The organism is Pseudomonas sp. LBUM1647 (assembly GCF_059716175.1).
Window position 1 is genome coordinate 1,664,735 of sequence record NZ_CP166809.1, and the last position, 25,830, is coordinate 1,690,564.

The 25,830-nt window shown below is 59.6% G+C and carries 25 protein-coding genes and 4 tRNA genes; 21 read left to right on the forward strand and 8 right to left on the reverse strand.

Annotated features, from left to right (window positions below; all coding sequences use genetic code 11):
• Positions 1–106: 106 nt before the first annotated feature.
• Positions 107–865, reverse strand: coding sequence for a hypothetical protein (locus tag ACA059_RS07510; protein ID WP_497633283.1), 759 nt, complete (start codon positions 863–865; stop codon positions 107–109).
• A 393-nt stretch (positions 866–1,258) separates the two neighbouring features.
• Here ACA059_RS07510 and ACA059_RS07515 point away from each other — a divergent pair.
• The 4 genes from ACA059_RS07515 to ACA059_RS07530 all read left to right on the forward strand — a co-directional run bounded on the left by ACA059_RS07515 (position 1,259) and on the right by ACA059_RS07530 (position 1,672).
• Positions 1,259–1,334 (forward strand) — tRNA-Glu (locus ACA059_RS07515).
• A gap of 2 nt (positions 1,335–1,336) precedes the next feature.
• Positions 1,337–1,412, forward strand: a tRNA-Gly gene (locus ACA059_RS07520).
• A gap of 105 nt (positions 1,413–1,517) precedes the next feature.
• A tRNA-Glu gene (locus tag ACA059_RS07525) sits at positions 1,518–1,593 on the forward strand.
• Between the two features lie 3 nt (positions 1,594–1,596).
• Positions 1,597–1,672 (forward strand) — tRNA-Gly (locus ACA059_RS07530).
• A 141-nt stretch (positions 1,673–1,813) separates the two neighbouring features.
• Here the strand turns inward: ACA059_RS07530 and ACA059_RS07535 are convergent.
• The 4 genes from ACA059_RS07535 to ACA059_RS07550 all read right to left on the reverse strand — a co-directional run bounded on the left by ACA059_RS07535 (position 1,814) and on the right by ACA059_RS07550 (position 5,874).
• Positions 1,814–3,553: a dipeptidase gene (locus ACA059_RS07535; RefSeq protein WP_497633284.1), complete on the reverse strand. Its 1,740-nt coding sequence runs from the start codon at positions 3,551–3,553 to the stop codon at positions 1,814–1,816.
• A 197-nt stretch (positions 3,554–3,750) separates the two neighbouring features.
• Positions 3,751–4,386: a LysE family translocator gene (locus tag ACA059_RS07540; RefSeq protein WP_033056907.1), complete on the reverse strand. Its 636-nt coding sequence runs from the start codon at positions 4,384–4,386 to the stop codon at positions 3,751–3,753.
• 1 nt (position 4,387) lies between these two features.
• Positions 4,388–5,158: a 2OG-Fe(II)-dependent halogenase WelO5 family protein gene (locus tag ACA059_RS07545; RefSeq protein WP_497633285.1), complete on the reverse strand. Its 771-nt coding sequence runs from the start codon at positions 5,156–5,158 to the stop codon at positions 4,388–4,390.
• 89 nt (positions 5,159–5,247) lie between these two features.
• Positions 5,248–5,874 carry an alanyl-tRNA editing protein gene (locus ACA059_RS07550; protein ID WP_497633286.1) on the reverse strand — a complete coding sequence of 209 codons (627 nt, stop codon included), beginning with the start codon at positions 5,872–5,874 and terminating at the stop codon, positions 5,248–5,250.
• 91 nt (positions 5,875–5,965) lie between these two features.
• On the opposite strand from ACA059_RS07550, the gene ACA059_RS07555 reads away from it, so the two are divergent.
• Positions 5,966–6,964: a LysR family transcriptional regulator gene (locus tag ACA059_RS07555; RefSeq protein ID WP_497633287.1), complete on the forward strand. Its 999-nt coding sequence runs from the start codon at positions 5,966–5,968 to the stop codon at positions 6,962–6,964.
• A 156-nt stretch (positions 6,965–7,120) separates the two neighbouring features.
• Here the strand turns inward: ACA059_RS07555 and ACA059_RS07560 are convergent, their stop codons facing one another.
• Both ACA059_RS07560 and ACA059_RS07565 read right to left on the reverse strand, forming a co-directional pair.
• Positions 7,121–7,528, reverse strand: a complete 408-nt coding sequence (locus ACA059_RS07560; protein WP_008152400.1) for a PA2817 family protein — start codon at positions 7,526–7,528, stop codon at positions 7,121–7,123.
• 74 nt (positions 7,529–7,602) lie between these two features.
• The gene (locus tag ACA059_RS07565; RefSeq protein ID WP_497633288.1) at positions 7,603–10,050 is read right to left on the reverse strand and encodes an acyl-CoA dehydrogenase; all 2,448 of its coding nucleotides are present in this window, start codon (positions 10,048–10,050) and stop codon (positions 7,603–7,605) included.
• A 249-nt stretch (positions 10,051–10,299) separates the two neighbouring features.
• Between ACA059_RS07565 and ACA059_RS07570 the strand changes: the two genes are divergently transcribed.
• From ACA059_RS07570 to ACA059_RS07585, 4 genes are all read left to right on the forward strand, one after another.
• A complete protein-coding gene (locus ACA059_RS07570; RefSeq protein WP_497633289.1) occupies positions 10,300–10,959 on the forward strand; it encodes a transglutaminase-like domain-containing protein in 660 nt (219 codons plus the stop codon).
• Between the two features lie 43 nt (positions 10,960–11,002).
• Entirely contained in the window at positions 11,003–11,626 is a 624-nt protein-coding gene (locus ACA059_RS07575) for a glutathione S-transferase family protein (protein ID WP_497633290.1), read from the forward strand.
• 133 nt (positions 11,627–11,759) lie between these two features.
• On the forward strand, positions 11,760–12,692 hold the full coding sequence (locus ACA059_RS07580; RefSeq protein ID WP_497633291.1) for an ABC transporter ATP-binding protein: 933 nt from the start codon (positions 11,760–11,762) through the stop codon (positions 12,690–12,692).
• Entirely contained in the window at positions 12,689–13,468 is a 780-nt protein-coding gene (locus tag ACA059_RS07585) for an ABC transporter permease (RefSeq protein ID WP_462031844.1), read from the forward strand. Before ACA059_RS07580 ends, ACA059_RS07585 begins: the two co-directional genes overlap by 4 nt.
• Positions 13,469–13,635: 167 nt before the next feature.
• Here ACA059_RS07585 and ACA059_RS07590 read toward each other — a convergent pair whose 3' ends face one another.
• Complete coding sequence (locus tag ACA059_RS07590; RefSeq protein WP_497633292.1) at positions 13,636–14,151, reverse strand: DUF2062 domain-containing protein; 516 nt, start codon at positions 14,149–14,151, stop codon at positions 13,636–13,638.
• A 135-nt stretch (positions 14,152–14,286) separates the two neighbouring features.
• Between ACA059_RS07590 and ACA059_RS07595 the strand changes: the two genes are divergently transcribed.
• The 12 genes from ACA059_RS07595 to ACA059_RS07650 all read left to right on the forward strand — a co-directional run bounded on the left by ACA059_RS07595 (position 14,287) and on the right by ACA059_RS07650 (position 25,736).
• Positions 14,287–16,509: a DNA internalization-related competence protein ComEC/Rec2 gene (locus tag ACA059_RS07595; RefSeq protein ID WP_497633293.1), complete on the forward strand. Its 2,223-nt coding sequence runs from the start codon at positions 14,287–14,289 to the stop codon at positions 16,507–16,509.
• Positions 16,510–16,607: 98 nt separating this feature from the next.
• The gene (pocA, locus tag ACA059_RS07600) at positions 16,608–17,243 is read left to right on the forward strand and encodes a flagellar polar localization protein PocA (RefSeq protein WP_033056924.1); all 636 of its coding nucleotides are present in this window, start codon (positions 16,608–16,610) and stop codon (positions 17,241–17,243) included.
• The gene (pocB, locus tag ACA059_RS07605) at positions 17,240–17,671 is read left to right on the forward strand and encodes a flagellar polar localization protein PocB (RefSeq protein WP_407012595.1); all 432 of its coding nucleotides are present in this window, start codon (positions 17,240–17,242) and stop codon (positions 17,669–17,671) included. Before pocA ends, pocB begins: the two co-directional genes overlap by 4 nt.
• On the forward strand, positions 17,671–18,681 hold the full coding sequence (gene lpxK, locus ACA059_RS07610; RefSeq protein ID WP_497633294.1) for a tetraacyldisaccharide 4'-kinase: 1,011 nt from the start codon (positions 17,671–17,673) through the stop codon (positions 18,679–18,681). The genes pocB and lpxK overlap by 1 nt, the downstream gene beginning before the upstream one ends.
• Positions 18,682–18,706: 25 nt before the next feature.
• A complete protein-coding gene (locus ACA059_RS07615; RefSeq protein WP_007945752.1) occupies positions 18,707–18,892 on the forward strand; it encodes a Trm112 family protein in 186 nt (61 codons plus the stop codon).
• Entirely contained in the window at positions 18,889–19,653 is a 765-nt protein-coding gene (gene kdsB / locus ACA059_RS07620) for a 3-deoxy-manno-octulosonate cytidylyltransferase (RefSeq protein WP_497633295.1), read from the forward strand. Before ACA059_RS07615 ends, kdsB begins: the two co-directional genes overlap by 4 nt.
• Positions 19,653–20,117: a low molecular weight protein-tyrosine-phosphatase gene (locus tag ACA059_RS07625; RefSeq protein ID WP_497633296.1), complete on the forward strand. Its 465-nt coding sequence runs from the start codon at positions 19,653–19,655 to the stop codon at positions 20,115–20,117. The genes kdsB and ACA059_RS07625 overlap by 1 nt, the downstream gene beginning before the upstream one ends.
• Entirely contained in the window at positions 20,114–21,133 is a 1,020-nt protein-coding gene (gene murB / locus ACA059_RS07630) for a UDP-N-acetylmuramate dehydrogenase (RefSeq protein ID WP_497633297.1), read from the forward strand. The genes ACA059_RS07625 and murB overlap by 4 nt, the downstream gene beginning before the upstream one ends.
• Before the next feature lie 244 nt (positions 21,134–21,377).
• Positions 21,378–21,848: a (2Fe-2S)-binding protein gene (locus ACA059_RS07635; RefSeq protein WP_008152370.1), complete on the forward strand. Its 471-nt coding sequence runs from the start codon at positions 21,378–21,380 to the stop codon at positions 21,846–21,848.
• Positions 21,845–24,166 (forward strand): xanthine dehydrogenase family protein molybdopterin-binding subunit, encoded by a 2,322-nt coding sequence (locus tag ACA059_RS07640; protein ID WP_497633298.1) that lies wholly within the window; start codon positions 21,845–21,847, stop codon positions 24,164–24,166. The genes ACA059_RS07635 and ACA059_RS07640 overlap by 4 nt, the downstream gene beginning before the upstream one ends.
• Positions 24,166–25,149 (forward strand): XdhC family protein, encoded by a 984-nt coding sequence (locus ACA059_RS07645; RefSeq protein ID WP_497633299.1) that lies wholly within the window; start codon positions 24,166–24,168, stop codon positions 25,147–25,149. The genes ACA059_RS07640 and ACA059_RS07645 overlap by 1 nt, the downstream gene beginning before the upstream one ends.
• Positions 25,146–25,736: a nucleotidyltransferase family protein gene (locus ACA059_RS07650; protein ID WP_497633300.1), complete on the forward strand. Its 591-nt coding sequence runs from the start codon at positions 25,146–25,148 to the stop codon at positions 25,734–25,736. The genes ACA059_RS07645 and ACA059_RS07650 overlap by 4 nt, the downstream gene beginning before the upstream one ends.
• Positions 25,737–25,830: the final 94 nt, after the last annotated feature.

Below are 25,830 nucleotides of genomic sequence, written 5' to 3' on the forward strand. Positions count from 1 at the left end.
GTCCGAGGCGGCCTACCGGCCGACCTATCTTTTCTGTGTGTGCTCCCCATCAAACTCAACGCAAAAAAAAGCCACCTGTCTAGGTGGCTTTTCTACTTTTTGTAGATCAGTCGTAGATCACTTTTTTCTTCCAGTCCGCATCGGCCTCGACGTCTTTGAGGCCTTCGGTCAGCTGGTTCACTTCGCCTTCTACCGGGGCGATGTTGTCCATGACTTGTGCGTTGGCGCGAGCCAGGAGTTTTTCCAGGTATTCCAGCTGTTCGGCGTAGACCTGGGGTTCCTGTTGTTTGCGCAGGTATTGCACGCCGCGTTCGAATGCCAGGCGGGCCTGGCCGGGCTGGTTCTGTTGCAGGGCGTGCTGGCCAAGATTGTTGAAGAATTCGATGTGCAGCAGGACCAGGATGTGGCGAACTTCGCGGATCCAGCGTTTGGCTTCGTTGGTCGGCAGGAAGCCGTCCTGTGCAGCGCGAGTGATTTGGCCGTGCAGGGCTTCGAGCAGGAAGCGTACGTCTTTGGCTTTGGCTTCGGTCTGGATCGGTGCCGGCGGGTTGTTGACCGGGATCGATTCGCCCTGGCCGACCAGGGCGCTCAGTTCGCCGATCCGTGCCTTGAGGTTGGAGCTGGTTTTTTCCAGATGGAGCAGGCGTTGGCAGACGTTCAGTTCCAGACGGGTCAACAGCAGCTTGAGTGCCGGTGTCATCAACTGGCCGGGGAAGGTCTCGGTGATTTCGCCGCAACGACGCAGACGATCGTTGAGCTCAACCTTGGCGCGGGCCTTTTCCAGCTTATTGTTTTCCACCACATGGTTCATGTAGCCAATGGCGATCAATAGTGCGATCCCGGCTACGACTAGCAGGGTGATCATGAGTGGTGTCACCGGTAAGACCTCTTTATGGGGTTCGCGTGCGAGTGTAGTGGCTTGGCATGGGGACGCATAGCGCCGCTCGGCGAGTTGAATCGGCTACTGCACTGCCTGTATCGGCCGCGTTCCTGCTTATATAAGTAATAGCGTGCGAGGTGCACATTGCCATCATCTTTGGCGTGGGTGGACTATAACGTCTTGGCGGGTGTCAGAATATAGGCGTCAAACGCCGGGCGACGGAAATGCCGGATTAGTGTCTCAAAGCAGGGCGAAGTCATTGATTTAAATAAATTTATATCTGGGGGTTGACGACCCCTCAATCCATCCATAGAATGCGCGCCACTTACAGCGTAAAGCACACAGCGAAACGCGGTAGGGAGTGAATGTTGTACGTGTGTCCCCTTCGTCTAGTGGCCTAGGACACCGCCCTTTCACGGCGGTAACAGGGGTTCGAGTCCCCTAGGGGACGCCAATGCGGGAATAGCTCAGTTGGTAGAGCACGACCTTGCCAAGGTCGGGGTCGCGAGTTCGAGTCTCGTTTCCCGCTCCAATTTTAAACAGTGTTGCTTTCGGGCAGGGCTGAGTGAAACCAGAACCGGTATCTTCGGATGCGGATTTGGGCACTGAAATACACACCATGTGTTTCAGTTAGCGTGTCCCCTTCGTCTAGTGGCCTAGGACACCGCCCTTTCACGGCGGTAACAGGGGTTCGAGTCCCCTAGGGGACGCCATTTGCGGGAATAGCTCAGTTGGTAGAGCACGACCTTGCCAAGGTCGGGGTCGCGAGTTCGAGTCTCGTTTCCCGCTCCATATTTAACGAAAACGCCGCTCAGCAATGAGCGGCGTTTTTGTTTGTGTGTAATCCATAAAAAAGGACCTTAAGAGGTCCTTTTTTTGTTTGTGTTGGAATCAACCCATCGGACCCGCCTGAACAGCGGGTCCGAAAGAACATCAGAGTTTCGGCAACTGCCCGATGCGCCCCATCATCTCCGTCACGATCTGCAGGTCCAGCAGGAACTGGTCGACGGTCTTGAACTCGTTGTCAGTGTGGCCGGTGTACTTGACCTCGGGCCGTGCCAGGCCGAATTGCACGCCATTGGGCAGCTCATGCACCGAGGTGGCGCCGGCGGAAGAGCCGAACTTATGTTCCATGCCCAGGTTTTCAGTGGACACAGCCAGCAACGCCTTGACCCACTCACCTTCAGGATTGCGATACATCGGCTCGGCAATCGAGTAGTCGAAGGCCACCGCAACGTGGGTCTTTTTGCTCCAGGCGCCAAGCTTATCGGCAATTTCGGTCTTGAGCGTTTCCGGGGACTTACCTTTCGGTACCCGCAGGTTGACTGCGAGCTTGAAGGCTTTATCGTCCATCCCGACATAGGTCAGGGAAGCGGTCAGCGGTCCCATGAAGGCATCGGAAAAACCGACCCCCAATTTCCCACCCAGGTAATCCAGCCCCCAGTTGTCGGCAGCGTAGCGGGCGGCGTCGGTGATGTGGTTGTGCTTGAGCGCGACCTTGCCGTCGAGACTGTTGATGAACTCCAGCATCCTGGCCACCGGGTTGACGCCGGACTCGGGCTCGGAGGAGTGGGCGGAGACGCCGGTGACCGTCAGCTTGACGTCCTTGCCATCGACCTTGGCGGTCACGTCGAAGTTGCCGCCATTGCGCTTGGCATAATCAGCCCCGGCCTTCTGCAAACTGGCGGCCAATTCAGCGGGCTTGTCGCTCAACAGGATGGCAACGGAAGTCGAGGGAATCTGGTTGGTGGCCATGCCGCCGGTCATCGAGATGATTTCAGCGCCCTTGCCCTCTGCCTTGCGCTTGGCGAAGTTCGCCATGACAGTGCCGTAGCCTTTCTCGGCGATCACCACCGGGTAGCCACCATCCAGCGCCAGGTTGTAGTTGGGTGTCGGGTTGTTTTCGAAGTAATAGGGGATGGCGTCGCCGGTGGTTTCTTCGGTGGTGTCGACCAGCAACTTGAAATTCCTGGCCAGCGGCAGCTTCTCTTCCTTGATGACCTTCATGGCATAGAGCGCCACCACGATGCCGTTCTTGTCATCCTCGGTGCCGCGGCCATACATGCGGTCGCCGATCAGGGTGACCTTGAACGGATCGAGTTTGGTGCCGTCTTTCAGGACCCAGTTTTCTGGTGTCACGGGTACCACGTCGGCATGGGCGTGAATGCCCACGACTTCATCGCCACTGCCTTCGAGGGATATTTCATAGACACGATTGTCGATGTTACGGAAGTTCAGATTGAAGGCCTGGGCCAGGCCCTTGATCTTGTCGGCGATCTTGATGAATTCGGGATTGTCGTGCTGGGCAACACCGTCCACGCGAAAGGTCGGGATGGCCACCAGCTCGCGCAGGGTCTCGGTGGCGGCGCTGCCGTACTTAACGCGTGCATAGAGGCCGAGCAGGCGATGGATCTCGTTCTGCTGTTCGGGGGAAAGGGTCTTGTTGTCGAGAAAGGCACTGATGGCCGGGCCGAGGTCGTCGGTTTTGCCAAGGTCGCTTTTGGCCAGGCCTCCCAGGAACTGCCTGAAATCCGTTACCGATGCGTCGCTGAAGGTCTTGAGGATGGCCGCGCTCTGTTGCGGGGTGATGTTAGCGTGCGCGGTCAGGGTGAACGACGAAAGGCTGGCCAGTATCAGGGTCGACGCGGCCAGGTACTTGAGTGAGAAATTCATTGCGGGGGGCATTCCTTTGCAGGCGTTTGTGAGAAGTTTCTGATCGATGGGGCAAGAAAACGTTCCCAAACTAACACCACGAGTGAGCAGTACGGGAGTCCCTGAAGTGAGATCTGTCGCACAGAAATGCAAAAGCGACGCGGAAACGAAAAAGGCCCGCCAGTCGACTGAGCGGGCCTTTTGCATGGGCGAAGGTTTTACATCGACAGAATCAGGCGCCCGGCGAACAGGATCAGAATCACCCCCATGGTGCGTTCGAACCAGTGCCCCATGCGCATAAACAGCAGGCGTACCCGAGCACTGGAAAAGAACAGCGCGACGATCACAAACCACAGCGCATTCACAAAACACATCCAGATTCCGTAAAGCGCCTGGATCTTCAGTGGCGTTGTGGCGCTGATGATGGTGGTGAAGATCGCCAGGAAAAACAGTGTGGCTTTCGGGTTGGTCGCGTTGGTCAGGAAGCCGGTGGTAAATGCCTTCAGCAACGTTTGTTCTACGACCGGTTCGTCAGGCTTGTCGCCTTCCAGTACGGTCTTGGGTTTGCTGCGCAACAGGCTGACACCGAGGTACAAAATGTAAGCGCCACCCACAACCTTGGCCACCGTCAGCAGCCAAGGTGTCGTGTGCATCAGCGCGCCGACGCCGAGCAAGGTGTAAAGCACATGCACGGAAATGCCCGCGCCGATGCCCAGCGCCGTGCAAATCCCGACCAGTCGACCGAAACGTACGCTCTGACGGATGGTCACTGCGAAGTCCGGTCCGGGTGCAACCACGGCCAGAAAGTGGATAGTTGCCAGCGCCAGAAACTCGCCCAGGTAATTCGAAAGCATCTCAACTCCAGAAAGTAAGGGGTGAAGCATTGCCGCGATAGCCGACAAAGAACGAAAGGCTCAAGCGCGGATCAGCCACACCCGGTGTCACCGAGTGCATGCAGCGCGAATTGAACATGATGAAATCACCCGGCTCGGGAAGAATCTCCAGGGTCGGAGTCCCGAGCAGAGCCGGATCGATTCCGTAACTGTCGCCACGCATTTCGTCGAACTGGTCCGGGGAGATGTCGTGGTCCCACATCTGCAGTGCACCGCCTTCGGCGGGCATGTTCAGGTAAACATTGCAGGCGAACTGCGCTTCCAGGCTCTTGGCCTGGTAACTGTCCGGGGCGTCCTTGGCGAAAATGTCGTGGTGGGCCAGAAAACAGATCCCGGGTTTCACCACCCGGGACAGCCCGACATACATCTTGCGACCGTAGAGATTTTCCAGGTGCGCACCCGCCGGCCAGGACTCGTCGAGCATGCAGCGCAGGGTGTCGACGGGGGACGAATAGGGCGCACACCGGTTGCGTAATTCCGCAATGTTGCGGGTGGCGCGTTCGAAATAATCTTCGATCAGCAGCGGCTGGTTTTCGGCTTCATAAAACGCCATGCCGATGCGACCGATGCTCGGCGCATTGATATAGCCTTCGAAGCCCGGGGCGAGGATCTTGTCGCCAATCTGAATCGCCAGCGCCTTGGGCAACAAACCTTTGACGCGGATGGCGAGGACTTCTTCGTTGGCCAGTTTTTTTATGCACGTCTCATCGAGACGCTCGACGTCAAGCATCATGTCTTAGGTCCATCTATCAGATAGTCAACAGAACCTGCGACCGCAGGTTCCCCCGGCGTCAGGCGATGACAGGAACATCGCCCAAATGCTCAATCCACGCTGTAGTGGACTGACAGCGTTCCCTTCTTCAGTGAAAGGGACGTGATCGTGACCGTGCCCAAATCCTTCAGGCTGCGTACATGGGTGCCGCCGCAGCCGTAGGCGGGCAGTTCACCGAAACCGATTTCCCGGGCGCCTTCACGCATCGACGTCAGGCGCGGCAGGTCATTGGCGATCCACTGCTCGATGCCGCGCTGAATCATCTCGGCATCAACCTCTTTTGCCGACTCTGCCGGTTTGAATTGCACGCGTCCTTCGCCCGGCCAGTGATGAGCCTTGATCGGCATCCAGCCCATGGCCTGGACGAAGTGGCCGATCAGGTGGCCGGCGGAATGCATGCGTGAATTGAACTGACGGCGTTGTTCGTCGACCCGAATCTGAGTCATGCCCGGTTTTACCGGATGGTCGACGAAATGAATGATCCGGTCCGGATCCTGAACAACCCTCAGCACCCGGCTTTCGCCGATCCAGCCGGTGTCAAAGGGTTGTCCACCGCCTTGGGGATGAAACAACGTGGCGCGCAGAACCACGGCAAATTCGTTCTCGTGGGGCGTGCAATCCAGGACTTCCACATTGGCCTTGAGGTCATCACTATGGAAAAAGAGGCGAAGCGTCATAGTCCATGCCCTTATTAACTATTCTATTTTTTATTATATGAAGCGTGGAATTGCGTGATAATCCATTCAAACATCAAAGGACTGTTGCGTTGTGAGCATAAATCTTCCACTGCCGCTGCTCGGTGAAATGGCGATTTTCGTCAAGGTAGTCGAGACCGGCAGCTTCTCCGAGGCAGCTCGCCAGTTGGGCTCTTCACCCTCGGCGGTCAGTCGCAGCATTTCGCGTCTTGAGAAGGCGCTCGCCACCCGTTTGCTGCAACGAACCACGCGCAAGTTGCGCTTGAGCGACGGTGGCGAAGAGGTGTTCAAGCGTTGCCAGGAGATGGTCAGCGCAGCCAAGTCGGTGATGGAAATCAGCGGTCAGTTCACCCATGAAGCAGAAGGACTGGTGCGAGTCAGCGTGCCGAAGGCGGTGGGGCGGTTCGTGATTCATCCTCATATGCCGGAATTTCTGCGGCGTTACCCCAAAGTGGATGTGGAGCTGTTGCTCGAGGACCGCCAGGTGGATTTGATCGACGACAACGTTGATCTGGCGATTCGTATTACTGATCGGCCACCCGCTGGACTGGTCGGGCGGCAACTGCTGACCATCGATCATTTGCTCTGTGCAACCCCGCAATACCTGGCCGAACACGGCACACCGACCCACCCTCACGACCTGCTCAACCACAGCTGCATCTACCTGGGCGAAACGCCGAGCGATGCACGCTGGAAATTCAAGAAAGGCACCAAGGCTGTCACCGTTGGCGTGCGCGGACGTTATGCGGCCAATCACACCGGCGTGCGGTTGGGCGCAGTGTTGCAACACATCGGGATTGGCAGCCTGCCGTACTTCACCGCACGTTATGCGCTGGAGCAGGGGCTGATCGTGCAGGTGTTGCCGGACTGGATCTTTCTGGCGTCATACCACGGCGGTGCCTGGCTGCTGCATTCGCCAACCCGTTATCTGCCGCCGAAATTACGGGTGCTGATCGACTATCTGGTGGAGTGCCTGGAGAAGGAGCCGACATTGAGTAAGCCGGGTAAGCCAAGTGCATTGAGCAAGGTCGCGGCAGAGTATGAGTTGCCCGAGAGTGATGGGTTATTTTAAAGCAAGATCAAAAGATCGCAGCCTGCGGCAACTCCTACATTAGAATTGCGCTCACCCTGTAGGAGCTGCCGCAGGCTGCGATCTTTTGATCTTTGCGGCTAGTAAAAAAGGCCCGCATATTCAACCATGCGGGCCTTTTGCATTTCTGACCGAGGATCAGTGCTTGCTGTCGTCTTTCGACATCGCCAGCAGCTGTTTTTCCTGGTTCCAGTCGAACGGTTCGTCGTTTTGTTCAGCTTCGAAGCGACGTTCTTCCAGCGCCTGGTACAAGTCGATTTCATCGTCGGGCATGTAATGCAGACAGTCACCGGCGAAGTACCACAGCAGGTCGCGCGGGACCAGGTGGGCGATTTGCGGGTAGCGGGTGATCACCTGGCACAGAATGTCCTGGCCCAGGTATTGGCTTTCGATCGGGTCGACCGGCAGCAACGCACGCAGTTCGTCGAAGCGCTCCAGGAACAAGGCATGGCTTTCTTCGGGAACCTGTTCGGCCTCACCTACGGCGACCAGGATGCTGCGCAGGTGGTCGAGCAAGACAAGATGATCGGCAACGACATTGGACACGAGATAAGTCCTCAAGAGCAAAACGGGCGCGGGAGTATAAAGCTCTCGCGCCCTTTTTTACACGGTAAGCGGGATCAGCGGACCTTTCCTTTGCCCAGCGCCAGTTCCTTTTTGTCGAAATCATCGACATCAATCACCTTGCGCCGCGCCGCTTCGGCGTCACGCAGGGTCTGCGCTTCCACGGGCTGCAACACGCCAGCCTCAAGCGCTGCATCGATGACGGGTTCCCCGGCGACCGGTTTGACCTGGCCGCTTTTGAGCGCGACATGAAGCTTTTTCCGCAGCGGTTGCGCGGCACTCAGCAGGTTACACGCATGCTGCAGGGCGCCAACCGGGTCATCCGTGGATTGCGGCCGGTAGCAACCGCCGAGCAACTCTTCCAGGGTCGGATCGCCCTTGGCGCGGCCGATCACCGCGGCCACTTCGGCGCCGAGTTTGTCCGATGGCCCTTTGTGACGACGGCCGAACGGGAACACGATCACCCGTAACAGGCAACCCAACACCTTGTTCGGGAAGTTGGTCAGCAGTTCATCCAGCGCTCGTTCCGACTGACCCAGGCTTTCTTCCATGGCCCAGGTAAACAGCGGTGCCATGTGCTCCGGTGAATCGAGGTCGTGGTAACGCTTGAGTGCGGCGGAGGCGAGGTACATGTTGCTGAGCACATCCCCCAGACGTGCCGACAGACGTTCGCGTCGTTTCAATTCGCCGCCCAGCAGCATCATGCTCAGGTCAGCGAGCATGGCGAATGCAGCAGCCTGGCGGTTGAGGGCGCGGAAGTAACCCTGGCTGAGCTTGTTGCCTGGCGCGTGTTCGAAGTGACCGAAACCAAGGTTCAGCACCAGCGTGCTGGCGGCGTTACTCACGGCGAAACCGATGTGCTTGAGCAGCAGGCCATCAAATTCGGTGAGTGCCTGGTCCTTGTCTTCACGACCGGCGAGGGCCATTTCCTTAAGCACGAATGGATGGCAGCGAATCGCGCCCTGACCGAAGATCATCAGGTTGCGCGAGAGAATGTTCGCGCCTTCCACGGTGATGAAAATCGGCGCGCCGTTCCAGCTGCGACCGAGGTAGTTGTTAGGCCCCATGATGATTGCCTTGCCGCCATGAACATCCATGGCGTGGCTGATGCACTCGCGGCCGCGTTCAGTGAGGTGGTACTTGAGAATCGCCGACAGCACCGATGGCTTCTCGCCCAAATCCACCGCATTGGCCGTGAGCATCCGCGCGGCGTCCATCATCCAGGCGTTGCCGCCGATACGGGCCATAGCTTCCTGAATACCTTCGAAGGCCGACAGTGGAACGTTGAATTGTTCGCGGACCTGAGCGTACTGGCCGGTCACCAGGCTGGTGAACTTGGCGGCGCCGGTGCCGACCGCTGGCAACGAAATCGAACGCCCGACCGACAGGCAGTTCATCAGCATCATCCAGCCTTTGCCGAGCATTTCCTGGCCGCCGATGAGGAACTCCAACGGTACGAACACATCTTTGCCGGAGTTCGGGCCGTTCATGAATGACGCGCCCAACGGCAAGTGACGGCGACCGATTTCAACACCGGCGGTATCGGTCGGGATCAACGCCAGACTGATCCCCAGGTCTTCCTCCTCACCCAGCAGGTGATCCGGGTCGTAGGCCTTGAACGCGAGGCCGAGCAGGGTGGCGACCGGGCCAAGTGTGATGTAACGCTTCTCCCAGTTCAGGCGCAGGCCCAAGGTTTCCTTGCCTTCCCATTCACCTTTGCAGATCACCCCGGTATCGGGCATGGAGCCGGCATCAGAACCGGCCAGGGGGCCGGTCAGTGCAAAGCACGGGATGTCATCGCCGCGCGCCAGTCGTGGCAGGTAGTGGTTGCGTTGCTCGTCGGTGCCGTAATGCAACAGCAGTTCGGCCGGGCCGAGCGAGTTGGGGACCATCACGGTAGAGGCAAGGTCGCCGCTGCGGGTCGCCAGTTTCATCGCCACCTGGGAGTGGGCATAGGCGGAGAAACCTTTGCCGCCGAACTCCTTGGGAATGATCAGGGCGAAGAAGCCGTTTTCCTTGATGTAGGCCCAGGCTTCGGGAGGCAGGTCCATGGTTTGACCGATCTGCCAGTCGCTGACCATGGCGCAGAGTTCTTCGGTCGGGCCGTCAATAAAGGCCTGTTCCTCTTCGCTCAACTGTACTTTTGGATAGGACAGCAGTTTGTTCCAGTCCGGGCGGCCGCTGAACAGTTCACCGTCCCACCACACCGTGCCGGCATCGATCGCATCGCGTTCGGTTTGCGACATCGGTGGCAGGGTTTTCTGGAACCAGCTGAACAGCGGCGCACTGAAATATTTACGACGCAGGTCTGGCAGCAACAAGGGCGCTGCAACAGCCGCGATCAACACCCAGAAAACCAGCAGCAACCAGCCTGGCGCGCGGCTGAAAGCGCCCATCGCCACCACGTAAACGGCAACGACGCACAGGGCGGGCAGCGGGGCGACACGACGGTGGGCTAAATAAGCAATCCCGACAACCAGAACCAGTATCCACAACAGCAGCATATTTAATCCTCCGTGAAACCAGGGCAAAACCAACTTTCAGAGCTTAGACGGCATCCGCAAAACAGGGTGGTCAGAGCGATGTGATTGAATTCGTGGGAAACCATGGATGAGTTTTGTAGGCCCGGTGGGCAACAGGCCGGGGAAATCGTTCGTTGGGCGGGTGGCAAAGCGTTCATGTTTGGCCGAAACGTCGTTATCTCTGTGCTGAACGTGTCGCTAGACTCGTGGCTTCCCCAGGAGATTGTCCTCATGCACGAGTATCTGAGTCCCGGCCGGTTCATCGATAGTGACCACCCGTCGGTGGTGGAGTTCGCCGAAAAACATCGCGGCAGCCGTCGCGATCCTCTAGAGCAGGCGATCAATCTCTATTACGCCGTGCGCGAAGCCGTGCGTTACAACCCTTACACCTTCAGTCGCGACCCGGATACCTTGCGCGGCAGCTATGCGCTGGCAGCGGGGGAGAGTTATTGCGTACCCAAAGCCACGTTGCTGGCAGGTGCAGCCCGGCATTGCGGGATTCCCGCGCGGATCGGTCTGGCGGACGTGCGCAATCATTTGTCGACGCCGCGGTTGCTCGAGTTGCTCAAGAGCGACGTGTTCGCCATGCACGGCTATACGGAGCTGTATCTGAACGGCCGCTGGGTAAAAGCCACGCCAGCGTTCAACCAAGGCTTGTGCGAACTGTTCAATGTCGCACCACTGGAATTCGACGGAATCAACGACAGCGTTTTCCATCCATTCAATCGCGACGGCGAGCAATTGATGGAATACCTGATCGACCACGGCCAGTTCACCGACGTGCCTGAAACGTTCTTTTTCGAGCACCTGGAGAAGTGCTATCCGCATCTGTTCAGCGACACACTGCCCGTACTGCTGGGTGACATGCAGAGCGATTTGAGTCGCGCCTGATCCGGCGTATGCTGCCTGCGCATTCATCCATAAAGAGGCGGTCATGCTGAAGATCTGGGGTCGGAAAAACTCGTCGAATGTCAGAAAACCTTTGTGGGCCGCCGAGGAGCTGGGCCTGGCTTATGAAGCCATCGATGCGGGCGGCGCCTTTGGTGTAGTCGATACGCCGCAGTACCGCGCGATGAACCCCAATGGTCGCGTGCCGGTGATTGACGACGAGGGTTTCGTGCTGTGGGAATCCAACGCCATCGTGCGTTACCTGATGGCTCGCCACGCCAACGGCACCGCCTGGTATCCAGAAGATCTGCAGGCCCGGGCCTCTGCCGACAAGTGGATGGACTGGACCACTTCAAGTTTTGCCGGGCCGTTCCGCACGGTGTTCTGGGGCGTATTGCGCACCCCGGAAGACAAGCAGGACTGGCCGGCCATCAACGCCGCGATCAAGGAGTGCGATGGCCTGCTGTCCATGGCTGATCAGGCGCTGGCGACCCAACCCTACCTTTCCGGCGATGAGATCGGCATGGGCGACATTCCTCTGGGCAGTTTCATTTATGCCTGGTTCGAGATGCCGATCGAGCGCGCGCCGCAGCCTCATCTGCAAGCCTGGTATGCACGCCTGAAACAGCGTCCGGCGTATCAGAAAGCGGTGATGACCGCGTTGACTTAATACTCACTATCGACACACTTGACTGTACTTGTGTGGCGGTGACAAGCACCATTGCGCTCGTGCGCCGCGGTTGTATTAGTCGCCGCCCGCCCTTATTTGTCCCTTTCTTCCCTTCTTGGTGCGTAAATCCGATATGAGTTCCGCTCTGTCCATCCGGCAGCTAACCAAAACCTACGGCAACGGTTTCCAGGCCCTGAGTGGTATCGATCTGGACGTCGCCGAAGGTGACTTTTTCGCCTTGCTCGGCCCTAACGGCGCCGGCAAATCCACGACCATCGGCATTCTCTCGACCCTGGTGAACAAGACCAGCGGGACGGTGAATATTTTCGGTCACGACCTGGACAAGAATCCTGCGCAGCTCAAGCGCTCCATCGGCGTGGTGCCTCAGGAATTCAACTTCAATCAGTTCGAAAAAACTTTCGATATCGTCGTGACCCAGGCTGGTTATTACGGCATCCCGCCGAAAATCGCCAAGGAACGCGCCGAGCAGTACCTGACCCAACTGGGCCTGTGGGACAAACGCGATACGCCGTCGCGCTCACTGTCTGGCGGAATGAAGCGTCGACTGGTGATCGCCCGTGCGCTGGTTCACGAACCGCGCCTGCTGATCCTCGACGAACCGACGGCGGGTGTGGACATCGAACTGCGTCGCTCGATGTGGACGTTCCTCACCGAGCTGAACAAGAAAGGCATCACCATCATCCTCACCACCCACTACCTGGAAGAGGCTGAGCAGTTGTGCCGCAACATCGGCATCATCGATCACGGCACTATTGTCGAGAACACCAGCATGAAACAGTTGCTCGGCCAACTGCATGTGGAAACGTTCCTGCTCGACCTCAAAAACACGTTGCAAACCGCGCCGCAATTGCTCGGTTACCCGACCAAGCTGCTCGACAGCCACACCCTTGAAGTTCAGGTCGACAAGGCCATGGGCATCACCGCGCTGTTCACCCAATTGGCGCAGCAGAACATCGAAGTGCTGAGCCTGCGCAACAAAACCAATCGCCTTGAGGAGTTGTTCGTGTCCCTGGTGGAGAAAAATCTGTCGAAGGTGGCAGTATGAGTTCCGAGCTGCAACCCAACCTCGTTGCCCTCAACACCATTGTTTACCGAGAGGTCAAACGCTTTACCCGGATCTGGCCGCAGACGCTGCTGCCGCCGGCCATCACCATGGTTCTGTACTTCGTGATCTTCGGCAATCTGATCGGCCGGCAGATCGGTGATATGGGTGGTTTCACTTACATGGAGTACATCGTGCCGGGGCTGATCATGATGTCGGTGATCACCAACTCCTACGGCAACGTGGTCTCGAGTTTTTTCGGCAGCAAGTTCCAGCGTTCCATCGAAGAGTTGATGGTGTCGCCAGTGTCGCCCCATACGATTCTGATCGGCTACACCCTGGGCGGCGTGCTGCGCGGCTTGATGGTCGGGGTCATCGTGACGCTGCTGTCGCTGTTCTTCACCGATTTGCAGGTGCATCACTTGGGTGTGACCATTCTGGTGGTGGTGCTGACGGCGACGATCTTCTCGCTGCTGGGCTTCATCAACGCCGTGTTTGCGCGCAACTTCGATGACATCTCGATCATCCCGACGTTCGTGCTGACACCGCTGACCTACCTGGGCGGGGTCTTCTACTCGATTTCCTTGCTGCCACCGTTCTGGCAGACCGTGTCCTTGGCCAACCCGGTGCTGCACATGGTCAACGCTTTTCGTTACGGCATTCTTGGCGTTTCGGACATCAGGATCAGCGTGGCGATCACCTTCATGCTGGTGGCGACCGTGGTGTTGTATATCGGTTGCGCACGGCTGCTGGTCAGCGGTCGCGGGATGCGTACTTAAGGAAGACCGAGTCGCCTGCATCGTCGGAACGCCGCCTGGACCAAGCTCGCTCCCACATTGGATCTATGCCGTAACGAAGAACCCCTGTGGGAGCGAGCCTGCTCGCGAAGGCGTCAGCCCAAACACCACAAAAAACGGCCTCCAAAAATGGAGGCCGTTTTGCATTTCTACATCCGGTTTTTCTTGCGCCGCTTCCACTGCCGCCCGACCCACCAGCGCCAGTACATCATGGTCAGGCAATAGGCGAGGGCGCCCAGTACCAGCCCCATCACTACTGAGCCGAGCAAAAACGGCTGCCAAAGAGTCGAGAGTTCGCCGCTGATCCATTCCCAGGTCAGCTCGTCCGGCAAATGGCGGGTGGGAACGTCCATCAGCCAGGCGCCGGTCTGGTAAGTGCAGAAGAACACCGCCGGCATGGTGATCGGATTGGTCAGCCAGACCAGGCTGACCGCAATCGGCATGTTGCCGCGCACCATGATGGCGAGAATGGCGGCGACCAGCATCTGCAACGGAATCGGCAGGAACGCCGCGAACAGACCCACCGCCATGGCCCGTGCGACGGAATGGCGGTTGAGGTGCCAGAGGTTCGGGTCATGCAGCAGGGTGCCGAGAAAGCGTAAGGATTTGTGTTCCCTGATGCTGGTCGGGTCTGGCATGTAACGTTTGAATAAGCGCCGGGGCATAAGGCTTCTCGGTCGGTTAAGGCGGCAAGTATGTCTGGATTCTATGAACCGCCCATTCAGACTTTGTGACAATTAATAACGATGCCCGTGCGGTTAGGCGGCTATGCCTAGGAGAGGACTCTCAAGGACGGGCGTATGCGCACAGGGATGATGGCGCTGGCGTTGGGTCTGTTGATCCTGCGTTTTTTACCGGTATTACCGCCGGTCTGGTTATGGATGTTGCTGCCGGTAATCGGTTTGATGTTGCTGCCGTTTCGCAGCTATCCACTGGCATTTTTGCTGTTCGGCTTCAGTTGGGCAGGCGCGAATGCACAGTGGGCGCTGGATGATCGGCTGCCGATGAGCCTCGATGGCGAAACCCGTTGGGTCGAAGGTCGGGTGACGGGATTGCCCCAGAACAATGAGGCCGTCGTGCGTTTCGAGTTGGCGGACGCCCGGTCGCGACACGGCAAGGTGCCGCAACTGATGCGCCTGGCCTGGTATGACGGGCCGCCGGTCAACAGCGGCGAACATTGGCGACTGGCGGTCAAGTTGAAGCGTCCTGCGGGGCTGCTCAATCCCCATGCCTTCGATTACGACGCCTGGCTGTTGGCGCAACGCATCGGCGCTACCGGGACGGTCAAGGCTGGCGAGCGGCTCAAGGAAGCCCAATGGGCCTGGCGCGACGGCATCCGTCAGCGCTTGCAGTCCGTGGATGCCCAGGGGCGAACGGGAGCGCTGACGGCGTTGGTGCTGGGGGATGGCGCCGGGCTGAGTCGGGAAGACTGGCAGGTGCTGCAAGACACCGGCACCGTCCATCTGTTGGTGATTTCCGGACAACACATCGGGTTGTTGGCAGGGCTGGTGTATCTGTTGATCGCCGGGCTGGCCCGTTATGGCCTATGGCCGAAACGCCTGCCTTGGCTGCCGTGGGCCTGTGGACTGGCGTTCGCGGCCGCTCTCGTTTATGGGCTGCTGGCCGGTTTCGAGGTGCCGGTGCGGCGGGCCTGCGTGATGATCGGCCTGGTGCTGTTGTGGCGCCTGCGATTTCGTCACCTCGGCGCCTGGTGGCCGCTGTTGCTGGCGCTCGACGGTGTTTTGCTGCTGGATCCGCTGGCGAGTCTGCAACCGGGTTTCTGGCTGTCGTTCGCGGCGGTGGCGGTGTTGATCTTCACCTTCGGTGGTCGGCTGGGCCCATGGCGTTGGTGGCAAACGTGGACCCGCGCCCAATGGCTGATCGCGATTGGTCTGTGCCCGTTGCTGCTGGTGCTCGGGTTGCCGATCAGTCTCAGCGGGCCGGTGGCCAATTTGCTCGCGGTGCCGTGGATCAGTCTGGTGGTGCTGCCTCCGGCATTGCTGGGTACGTTGCTTTTACCCCTTCCTTACGTGGGCGAAGGGTTGCTGTGGTTGGCAGGAGGTTTGATCGACCTTTTGTTCAAGGGCCTGACGCTGATGGCCGGGTACTTGCCCGCGTGGGTGCCGGTGGCCATCCCGTTGTGGATATGGGCACTCGGCTCACTCGGTGCCTTTCTACTATTAATGCCTCGAGGTGTGCCGTTTCGCGCGTTGGGTTGGCCGATGCTGCTGTTGCTGGTTTTTCCACCCAGGCAGGTCTTGCCTGAAGGCATCGCCGAAGTCTGGCAGCTGGATGTCGGCCAGGGTTTGGCCATCCTGGTGCGCACCCGCCATCACACATTGTTGTATGACACCGGGCCGCGTTTCGGCGATTTCGACCTGGGCGAGCGGGTGGTGCTGCCGGCACTACGCAAACTGGGCGTGGAGGGGCTCGATTTGATGCTGATCAGCCATGCTGACGCCGATCATGCGGGCGGCGCCCGGGCCGTTGCCAATGGCCTGCCGGTGAAACGGGTGGTCAGTGGCGATCCCCAGGCGCTGCCGATCGAGTTGCAGGCAGAAGGCTGCGAGAGCGGCAAGCAATGGGTCTGGGATGATGTGAGGTTCCAGCTCTGGCAATGGTCTTCGGCCCGCGACAGCAATCAAAAATCCTGCGTCCTGCAGATCGAAGCCAACGGTGAGCGTCTGTTATTGACCGGTGATATAGACGCCGCAGCCGAGCGGGCGCTGCTTGACAGTCCACTGGCCGTCACCACGGATTGGTTGCAGGCTCCGCACCACGGCAGTCGCAGTTCGTCTTCGATGGTGTTGCTTGCCGCGTTGCAGCCCCAAGCGGTGTTGATCTCCCGCGGCCAGGGCAATTCATTCGGTCATCCCCATCCCACGGTCGTCGCGCGCTATCAAAAGCGCGGCATGTCGATTTATGACAGCGCCGAACAGGGTGCCATCCGTCTGCAACTGGGACGCTTCAAACCGCCATGGACGATGCGTCAAGAACGGCGTTTCTGGCGCTCTGCGCAGTAACCCGGAGTGATTAAAGACCGACTGGATGCGACATCACGGTCTTCGGTGCGCTCACCCCCTATGTTAGAGTGGCGCACTTTTTCGAGGGGACTGTCACTGTGTGGGAATTGGTCAAATCCGGCGGATGGATGATGATACCGATCATTCTGAGTTCCATCGCAGCCATGGCGATCGTCGCCGAACGTCTCTGGACCCTGCGAGCCAGCCGTGTGACCCCGGAGCATTTGCTCGGGCAGGTCTGGGTCTGGATCAAGGACAAACAACTCAATAAAGACAAACTCAAGGAACTGCGCGCCAACTCGCCGTTGGGCGAGATCCTGGCCGCTGGCCTGGCCAACTCCAGGCATGGTCGCGAGATCATGAAAGAGTGCATAGAAGAAGCCGCCGCGCGAGTGGTTCACGAGCTCGAACGCTACATCAATGCGCTGGGCACCATCGCCGCCATGGCCCCGTTGCTGGGTCTGTTGGGGACGGTGTTGGGCATGATTGATATCTTCAGCGCATTCATGGGTTCGGGCATGACCACCAACGCTGCCGTGTTGGCCGGTGGTATCTCCAAGGCGCTGATAACCACAGCCGCAGGCCTGATGGTCGGCATCCCGGCGGTATTCTTCCACCGGTTCCTGCAACGCCGGATCGATGAGCTGGTGGTGGGCATGGAGCAGGAAGCGATCAAACTGGTCGAGGTGGTACAGGGTGACCGCGATGTTGACCTGAATGGGGGCAAAGCGTGAAATTCCGCCGCAAGCAACGGGAGAATGTGGACATCAACCTCGCGTCGCTGATCGACGTGGTGTTTATCCTGCTGCTGTTTTTCGTTGTCACGACCACGTTTACCCGTGAAACCCAGTTGCGCGTCGATCTGCCGGAAGCGGTCAGCGGTTCACCTGCCGAAGACCAGCAGGTCAAGCATCTGGATGTTGCCATCAGTGCTGAGGGCGTATTCTCGGTGAACAACCAATTGTTGCCGAAAAACGATCTGGCCACGCTGATGGACGCGTTGCAGAAAGAATCCAATGGCGACACCAACCTGCCGCTGTCCATCAGCGCCGATGGCAAGACCCAGCATCAGTCTGTCATCACCGCCATGGACGCCGCCGGTAAACTCGGTTTCAGCCACCTGCGCATGACCACTGTCGAGGCGGCGCCGCCCGCGCCCTGATGGCCATGTCCGATCGCTTGCTCGCCGCGTGGTACCAAGGTCATCCGGCCCTGAAACTGTTGCAGCCGCTGGAGTGGTTGTATCGGCGCGTGGTCATGAACAAGCGCAAGCGTTTTCTGGCGGGGGAGGGCGAGATCTATCAACCGCCGGTGCCGCTGATCGTAGTCGGCAACATCACCGTCGGCGGCACCGGCAAGACGCCGCTGATTCTGTGGATGATCCAGCACTGCCAGCGCAGCGGTTTGCGGGTTGGGGTGGTTAGCCGGGGTTATGGCGCCAAACCGCCGCAATTGCCGTGGCGGGTTGAGGCGGATCAAAGCGCCGATATCGCTGGTGACGAACCGCTGTTAATCGTCCAGCGCACTGGCGTTCCGTTGATGATCGACCCGGACCGTAGCAGCGCTGTCAAAGCCCTGCTGGCGAGTGAACCACTGGACCTGATCCTGTCTGACGACGGCATGCAGCATTACCGTCTGGCTCGCGACCTTGAACTGGTGTTGATCGATGCAGCCCGAGGTTTGGGCAACCAGCGCTGCCTGCCCGCCGGGCCGTTGCGTGAGCCGGCCGAGCGTCTGCAAAGCGTCGACGCGGTGCTCTACAACGGTGCCGATGCCGATCGCGACGGCGGTTTTGCCTTCCAGCTTCAACCCACCGAACTGGTCAATCTGCACAGCGGCGAGCGCCGTCCCCTCGACCATTTTCCCGCTGGCCAGGCGCTGCACGCCGTGGCCGGGATCGGCAATCCGCAGCGTTTCTTCACAACCCTCGAAACGCTACACTGGCAGCCAGTCCCGCATGCGTTTGCCGACCACGCCGAATACAGCGTGCAGGCCTTGAATTTCACACCGTCATTGCCGTTGGTGATGACCGAAAAGGACGCGGTGAAGTGCCGTGCCTTCGCCGCCGCCGATTGGTGGTACCTGGCGGTCGATGCTGCGCCATCGCCGGCCTTCGTGGCCTGGTTCGATACGCAGCTGATGCGTCTGTTGCCGGCTCGTCTTTTGCCTTAAATCCGTTTTTATCCAGGGAATGCTCATGGACACCAAATTGCTCGATATCCTCGCTTGCCCGGTCTGCAAAGGCCCGCTCAAGCTCAGTGCCGACAAAACCGAGCTGATCAGCAAGGGCGCAGGTCTCGCTTACCCGATTCGCGACGGCATCCCGGTGATGCTCGAAACCGAAGCCCGCACCCTGACCACCGACGAGCGTCTGGATAAATGACCACAGCCTTTACCGTTGTCATTCCATCGCGTTACGCCTCCACCCGCTTGCCGGGCAAACCGCTGCTGCTGATCGCCGGCAAGCCGATGATCCAGCACGTCTGGGAACAGGCGAGCAAAAGCAGTGCTCAGCGCGTGGTGGTTGCCACTGACGATGCGCGTATCGTCGAGGCCTGCAACGGGTTTGGCGCTGAAGTGGTGTTGACCCGCGAAGATCATAATTCCGGCACCGACCGTTTGGCCGAAGTCGCCGCGAAACTGGGCTTGGCGCCCGACGCGATTGTGGTCAACGTTCAGGGTGACGAACCGCTGATCCCGCCGAGTGTGATCGATCAAGTTGCCGCCAACCTGGCCGCCCACACCGAAGCGCGCATGGCCACGCTGGCCGAGCCGATCGAAGACGTGGAAACCCTGTTCAATCCCAACGTGGTCAAGGTAGTCAGCGACCTTAATGGTCTGGCGCTGACCTTCAGTCGTGCCACGTTGCCGTGGGCCCGGGACGCGTTCGCCAAAAGCTGCGAGCAATTGCCGGAAGGCGTGCCGTATCGTCGGCACATTGGCATCTATGCCTACCGCGCCGGTTTCCTGCATGACTTCGTCAGCTGGGGCCCGTGCTGGCTGGAAAATACCGAATCCCTGGAACAACTGCGTGCCCTGTGGCACGGCGTGCGGATTCACGTCGCCGACGCCTTGATCGCGCCGCCAACCGGCGTCGACACCGTCGAAGACCTTGAGCGCGTTCGTCGCCTGCTGGAGGCCTGATGCGGGTTTTGTTTGTCTGCCTGGGCAACATCTGCCGTTCACCCACGGCCGAAGGCGTGCTGCGGCATAAACTGCGCGAAGCGGGGCTGGCCGATCAAATCGAAGTCACCTCCGCTGGCACCGGTGACTGGCACGTCGGCAAGGCCCCGGACAAGCGCAGTCAGGCGGCGGCCAAGCTGCGCGGTTATGACTTGTCCGCTCAGCGCGCCCAGCAAGTGTCCCGCGCCGATTTCGCCACCTACGACCTGATTCTGGCGATGGACCACAGCAACCTGCGCAACCTCAAGGCCTTGCAACCGGCCAAGGGCAAAGCCGAGCTGGATCTGTTCCTGCGTCGCTACCAGTCGGAAATCGATGAAGTGCCGGACCCGTACTACGACGGCGACCAAGGCTTTGAGCAGGTGCTGGACCTGATCGAGCGGGCCAGTGATTTGCTGGTGATCGAATTGAAGGGACGGTTATGAGTTTGCAGGTTCAACCCCGGGTTTCGCTCAAGCCGTTCAACAGCTTTGGTGTCGACGTTCAGGCCCGGCTGTTTGCCGAAGCCCACAGCGATGCAGACGTGCGTGAAGCCCTGGCTTATGCGGTGGAACATGACGTGCCGCTGCTGGTGATTGGCGGTGGCAGCAACCTGCTGTTGACGGCCGATATCCAGTCGCTGGTGCTGCGCATGGCCACCCGCGGGATTCGCATCCTGAGCGATGACGGCAACAAGGTCGTGATCGAAGCCGAGGCGGGCGAGCCTTGGCATCCGTTCGTGCAGCACACCTTGGCGCAGGGTTTGTCGGGGCTGGAGAACCTCAGCCTGATTCCCGGCACCGTCGGTGCGGCACCGATGCAGAACATCGGTGCTTATGGCGTGGAGATCAAGGACGTGTTCGCCGGCCTGACCGCGCTGGATCGCCAGACCGGCAAACTGCGGGACTTCACCCTGGAAGAATGCAACTTCGCCTACCGCGACAGCCTGTTCAAACAGGAACCGGGGCGTTGGTTGATCCTGCGGGTTCGTTTCATCCTGGACCGCGCCGCGCACTTGCATCTGGAGTACGGCCCGGTGCGTCAGCGCCTGACTGAGCAAGGTATCGATCATCCGACCGCCACCGATGTCAGCCAGGCGATTTGCAGCATCCGCAACGAAAAGCTTCCGGACCCGGCAGTGCTCGGCAATGCCGGCAGCTTCTTCAAGAATCCTTTGGTGCCAGCGGCGCTTGTCGCACAACTCAAAGGTGAGTACCCGGATCTGGTGGCCTACGCGCAGCCTGACGGGCAGATGAAACTGGCGGCGGGCTGGCTGATCGAGCGGGCCGGCTGGAAAGGTTTCCGTGACGCCGATGCCGGCGTTCATAAATTGCAGGCGTTGGTGCTGGTCAACTACGGCAATGCGACCGGTCTGCAATTGCTGAACCTGGCGCAACGCATCCAGAAAGACATTTCAGAACGCTTCCATGTCGACCTGGAAATGGAGCCCAATCGGTATTGAGGCTGCGCTTTCAAGACTGATTTCAAAGCCCTGCACATGTTTAACGGTGCAGGGCTTTTTTGTTAATGCTGGGTTAACTTAGCCACCTAACGATGCAAACGTTTGCTCCATCAAAGGCCCGATGCAGACGCTACCGTCCGCATAAGAGAGCCTCATTAGCCTGAGCCGATCTGCGTGATGCCAACCGCCAACCCCAGGCGGCAGATTGCTCGACCCCATAACCAATAACTATGCGGGCGTGCCCATGATTACCCTGAAACTCAATGGTCAAGACCATCAACTCGATGTCACCGAGGACATGCCGTTGCTCTGGGCGATCCGCGACGTGGCCGGTTACAACGGCACCAAATTCGGCTGCGGCATGGGCCTGTGCGGTGCCTGCACCATCCATATCGAAGGCGCCCCGGCGCGCAGTTGCATCACGCCGATCGGTTCAGTGGTCGGCCAGAACGTCACCACCATCGATAACCTGCACGCCGACCCGGTCGGGCAAGTCGTCCAGCAAGCCTGGCTCGACACCGCCGTGGCCCAGTGCGGTTTCTGTCAGGGCGGGCAGATCATGTCGGCGACAGCGCTGCTCAAGACCAACCCGAACCCCAGCGACGAACAGATCGAAGAAGCGATGGTCGGCAATATTTGCCGCTGCGGCACTTACAACCGCATCAAGACCGCCATCCGCCAGGCATCCACTCACCTGAAGGAGGCCAAGGCATGAGCCAGTTACCGAATGATTTCGCGCTGAGCAACCTCAGTCGTCGCGGTTTCCTCAAAGGCGTTGGCGCCACCAGTGCGCTGGTACTGGTGGCGAGCTGGGGCTGGCAAGACGCTTTCGCTGCCGAGAAAGAGAAGAAATTCGGCGCCGATGGCATGCCCAACGGCTGGATCGACGATCCCAAGGTATACGTCAGCATTGCCGCTGACGGCATGGTGACTGTGGTCTGCAACCGTTCAGAAATGGGCCAGGGTGTGCGCACCAGCCTGACGATGGTGGTGGCCGATGAACTGGAAGCCGACTGGGCGATGATGAAGGTGCAACAGGCGCCGGGCGACGAAGTGCGCTTCGGCAACCAGGACACCGACGGCTCGCGCAGCATGCGCCACTGGTACGAGCCGATGCGTCGCTGCGGTGCTGCCGCGCGGACCATGCTTGAACAAGCGGCTGCCGAACAGTGGAAAGTGCCGGTCAGCGAATGCCACGCGCAACTGCATAAAGTCATCCATAAACCGACCGGTCGTGAACTGGGGTACGGCGCTTTGGCCGCCGCTGCCGGTGCGTTGGCAGTGCCGGCGCGTGACAGCCTGCGACTCAAGCAGCCGTCGGAATTCCGCTATATCGGCAAGGAGGACACCAAGGCGATCGACGGTGCCGACATCGTGAATGGCCGCGCCATTTATGGTGCAGACGTACATTTCGACGGCGTGCTCTACGCCACCATTGCGCGCCCTGCGGTATACGGCGGCAAGGTCAAGTCCGTCGACTCCAGCGCCGCGATGAAAGTCCCGGGAGTGATCAAGGTCGTGCAGATCGAAGGCAGTCCGCTGCCGTCGGCGTTTCAGCCGCTGGGTGGCGTGGCCGTGGTGGCCAGCAATACCTGGGCGGCGATCAAGGGTCGCGAGGCGCTGAAAATCGAATGGGACGATGGCCCCAACGCCAGTTACGACTCGATCGCCTACCGCAAGGAAATTGAGGCAGCATCCCTCAAACCCGGCAAAGTGGTGCGCAATACCGGCAACATCGACGAGGCCATGGGCAGTGCCGACAGTACGCTCGAAGCGTCCTATTACCTGCCGCACCTCACGCAAGCACCCATGGAACCGATGGTCGCCATCGCCCGCTTCAAGGACGGTGTGTGCGAAGCCTGGGCCCCAAGCCAGGCTCCACAAGTCACCCGCCAACGAATTGGCGAACGCCTCGGCATTCCGTTCGATAACGTCACCTTTAACGTCACCTTGCTCGGTGGTGGTTTCGGTCGTAAATCCAAATCGGACTTCATCATCGAAGCCGCGATCCTTGCCAAGGAATTCCCCGGCAAGGCAGTGCGGGTGCAATGGACCCGTGAAGACGACATTCACTGCTCCTATTTCCACACGGTGTCGGCCGAGTACCTGAAAGCCAGCCTGAACAAGGACGGCCTGCCGTCCGGCTGGTTGCACCGCACCGTGGCGCCGAGCATCACCGCGTTGTTTGCGCCGGGCATGAACCATGAGGCGGCCTTCGAGCTGGGCATGGGCTTTACCAACATGGCTTACGCGGTTCCTAACGTGCGCCTGGAAAACCCGGAAGCGACGGTCCATACCCGCGTCGGCTGGTATCGCTCGGTGTCGAACATTCCTCACGGTTTTGCGATTCAGAGCTTTGTCGATGAACTGGCGCACAAGGCCGGCCAGGACCCGCTCAAGTACCAGATCAAATTGCTTGGCCCGGACCGGCAGATCGATCCGCGCACCTTGAGCGAAGAGTGGAACTACGGCGAATCGCCCGAACGGTATCCGATCGACACCGCACGGCTGCGCACGGTGCTGGAAACCGCTGCCAAAGCTTCCGGTTGGGGCCGCGAGTTGCCCAAGGGCCGAGGCCTGGGTCTGGCGGTGCATTACAGTTTCGTGACCTATGTGGCGGCGGTGATTGAGGTTGAAGTCAAAGACGACGGCACGTTGATCGTGCACAAGGCCGACATCGCGGTGGATTGCGGTCCGCAGATCAACCCCGAGCGGATTCGCTCGCAGTTCGAAGGCGCCTGTGTCATGGGCCTGGGCAACGCGGTGCTGGGGGAAATCAGCTTCAAGGACGGCAAGGTCCAGCAGGACAACTTCCACATGTATGAAGTGGCGCGCATGTCGCTGGCGCCGAAGGAAGTTGCGGTTCATCTGGTCACGCCGCCAGGCAATGTGCCACTGGGCGGTGTCGGTGAACCAGGCGTGCCACCGATTGCGCCAGCGCTGTGCAACGCAATCTTTGCCGCCACCGGCAAGCGCATCCGCAACCTGCCGGTTCGCTATCAGCTGCAAGGTTGGCAGAAGGCGCAAGCCTGATGGACAGCGTCGATCTGAACGTCCTGCGCAGCGTGCTCGAATGGCGCCGCGCCGGTCAGCGGGTGGTGTTGTACAGCGTGGTCCAGACCTGGGGTACCGCGCCGCGGGCACCTGGCGCCATGCTGGCCTTGCGTGAAGATGGTGTGGTGATTGGCTCGGTGTCCGGTGGTTGTGTCGAAGACGATTTGATTGCCCGGCTGCACGACGGTCGTATTCCAGCCGATGGGCCGCCGGTGCAATTGATCACTTACGGCGTCACCCGTGAGGAAGCGGCACGCTTCGGTTTGCCGTGCGGCGGCACCTTGCGCCTGACCGAGGAACGGGTCGGTGACCCGACGTGGGTTGCCGAATTACTGGCGCGCTGCGAGGCGCATGAAATCGTGGCTCGCTCGCTCAGTGTCGAGACGGGTGAAGTCATGCTGCAACCGGCTGACAAGACGGATGTGCTGACGTTCGATGGCAAGACGTTGCGGGCCATTTACGGTCCGCGTTGGCGGATGTTGCTGATCGGTGCGGGGCAGTTGTCCCGTTATGTCGCCGAGATGGCGCGGCTGCTGGATTTCGAAGTGCTGATCTGCGATCCGCGCACCGAGTTCGTTTACGGCTGGGAAGAGCAGCACGGGCGCTTTGTCTCGGGCATGCCCGATGACGCGGTGCTCAGCATCCAGACTGACGAGCGTACGGCCATCGTCGCGCTGACCCACGATCCTCGCCTCGATGACATGGCGCTGCTGACGGCGCTGGATTCCAGGGCGTTTTATGTCGGTGCGCTGGGGTCGCGGGTCAACAGCTTGAAGCGCCGGGACAACCTCGCTCAGCTAGGCTTGTCACAAGAGGCTATCTCTCGGCTGCACGGCCCGATCGGTTTGCACATTGGCAGCCACACACCGGCGGAAATCGCCTTGTCCCTGCTGGCCGAAATCGTGGCGATCAAGAACGGCGTCGAACTGAAGCAGAAGAAGCTGTTGCAGGAGGTGGTATGAGTGAGCCCATCGGCGTCATTGTGCTGGCAGCGGGGCAGGGCAGTCGGTTTAGACAGGAGGCCGGTGCCGAGAAGGACAAGCTGGTGGCGGATTGCACGGGGCGCGAGGGTGCTGTTCATTCGATGATCGAGCAAGTGCTGGTGAATTTGCCGGCTTCCCTTGAGAAGCGCGTCCTGGTGACGACTGTGGATCGACCGCAAGTGATCCGCATGGCCAAGGCGTATGGTTGCGAGATTGTGCTGATCGAATCGACCGGCATGGGCGACAGCATCGCGGCCGGGGTGGCGACGTGTCCGCAGCTCGGCGGCTGGCTGATTGTGCTGGGGGATATGCCGTTTGTCCTGTCATCGAGTATCGAGCAGGTGCTCGCGGGGATTGCTGATGATTGCGTCAGTGTGCCGGTGCATGAGGGAACGTTTGGGCATCCGGTGGGGTTCGGGCGAACCTTCGGCCCAGGATTGATGGCGTTATCGGGTGATCATGGGGCCAAGCCGTTGTTTGCGCAGGCGAGGTTGGTTGAGGTAGCTGTGGATGATGCTGGCGTGTTGTGGGATGTGGATGTGCCGGAGGCGCTGGTCTTCAAGTAAACCTCTCTAACCTGATGGTTCCCCGGTGAAGCATGAGGAACGAGCCAATGAGTACTGAAAAGCCCTGCAGCGCCAAGAGTGTTGCAGGGCTTTT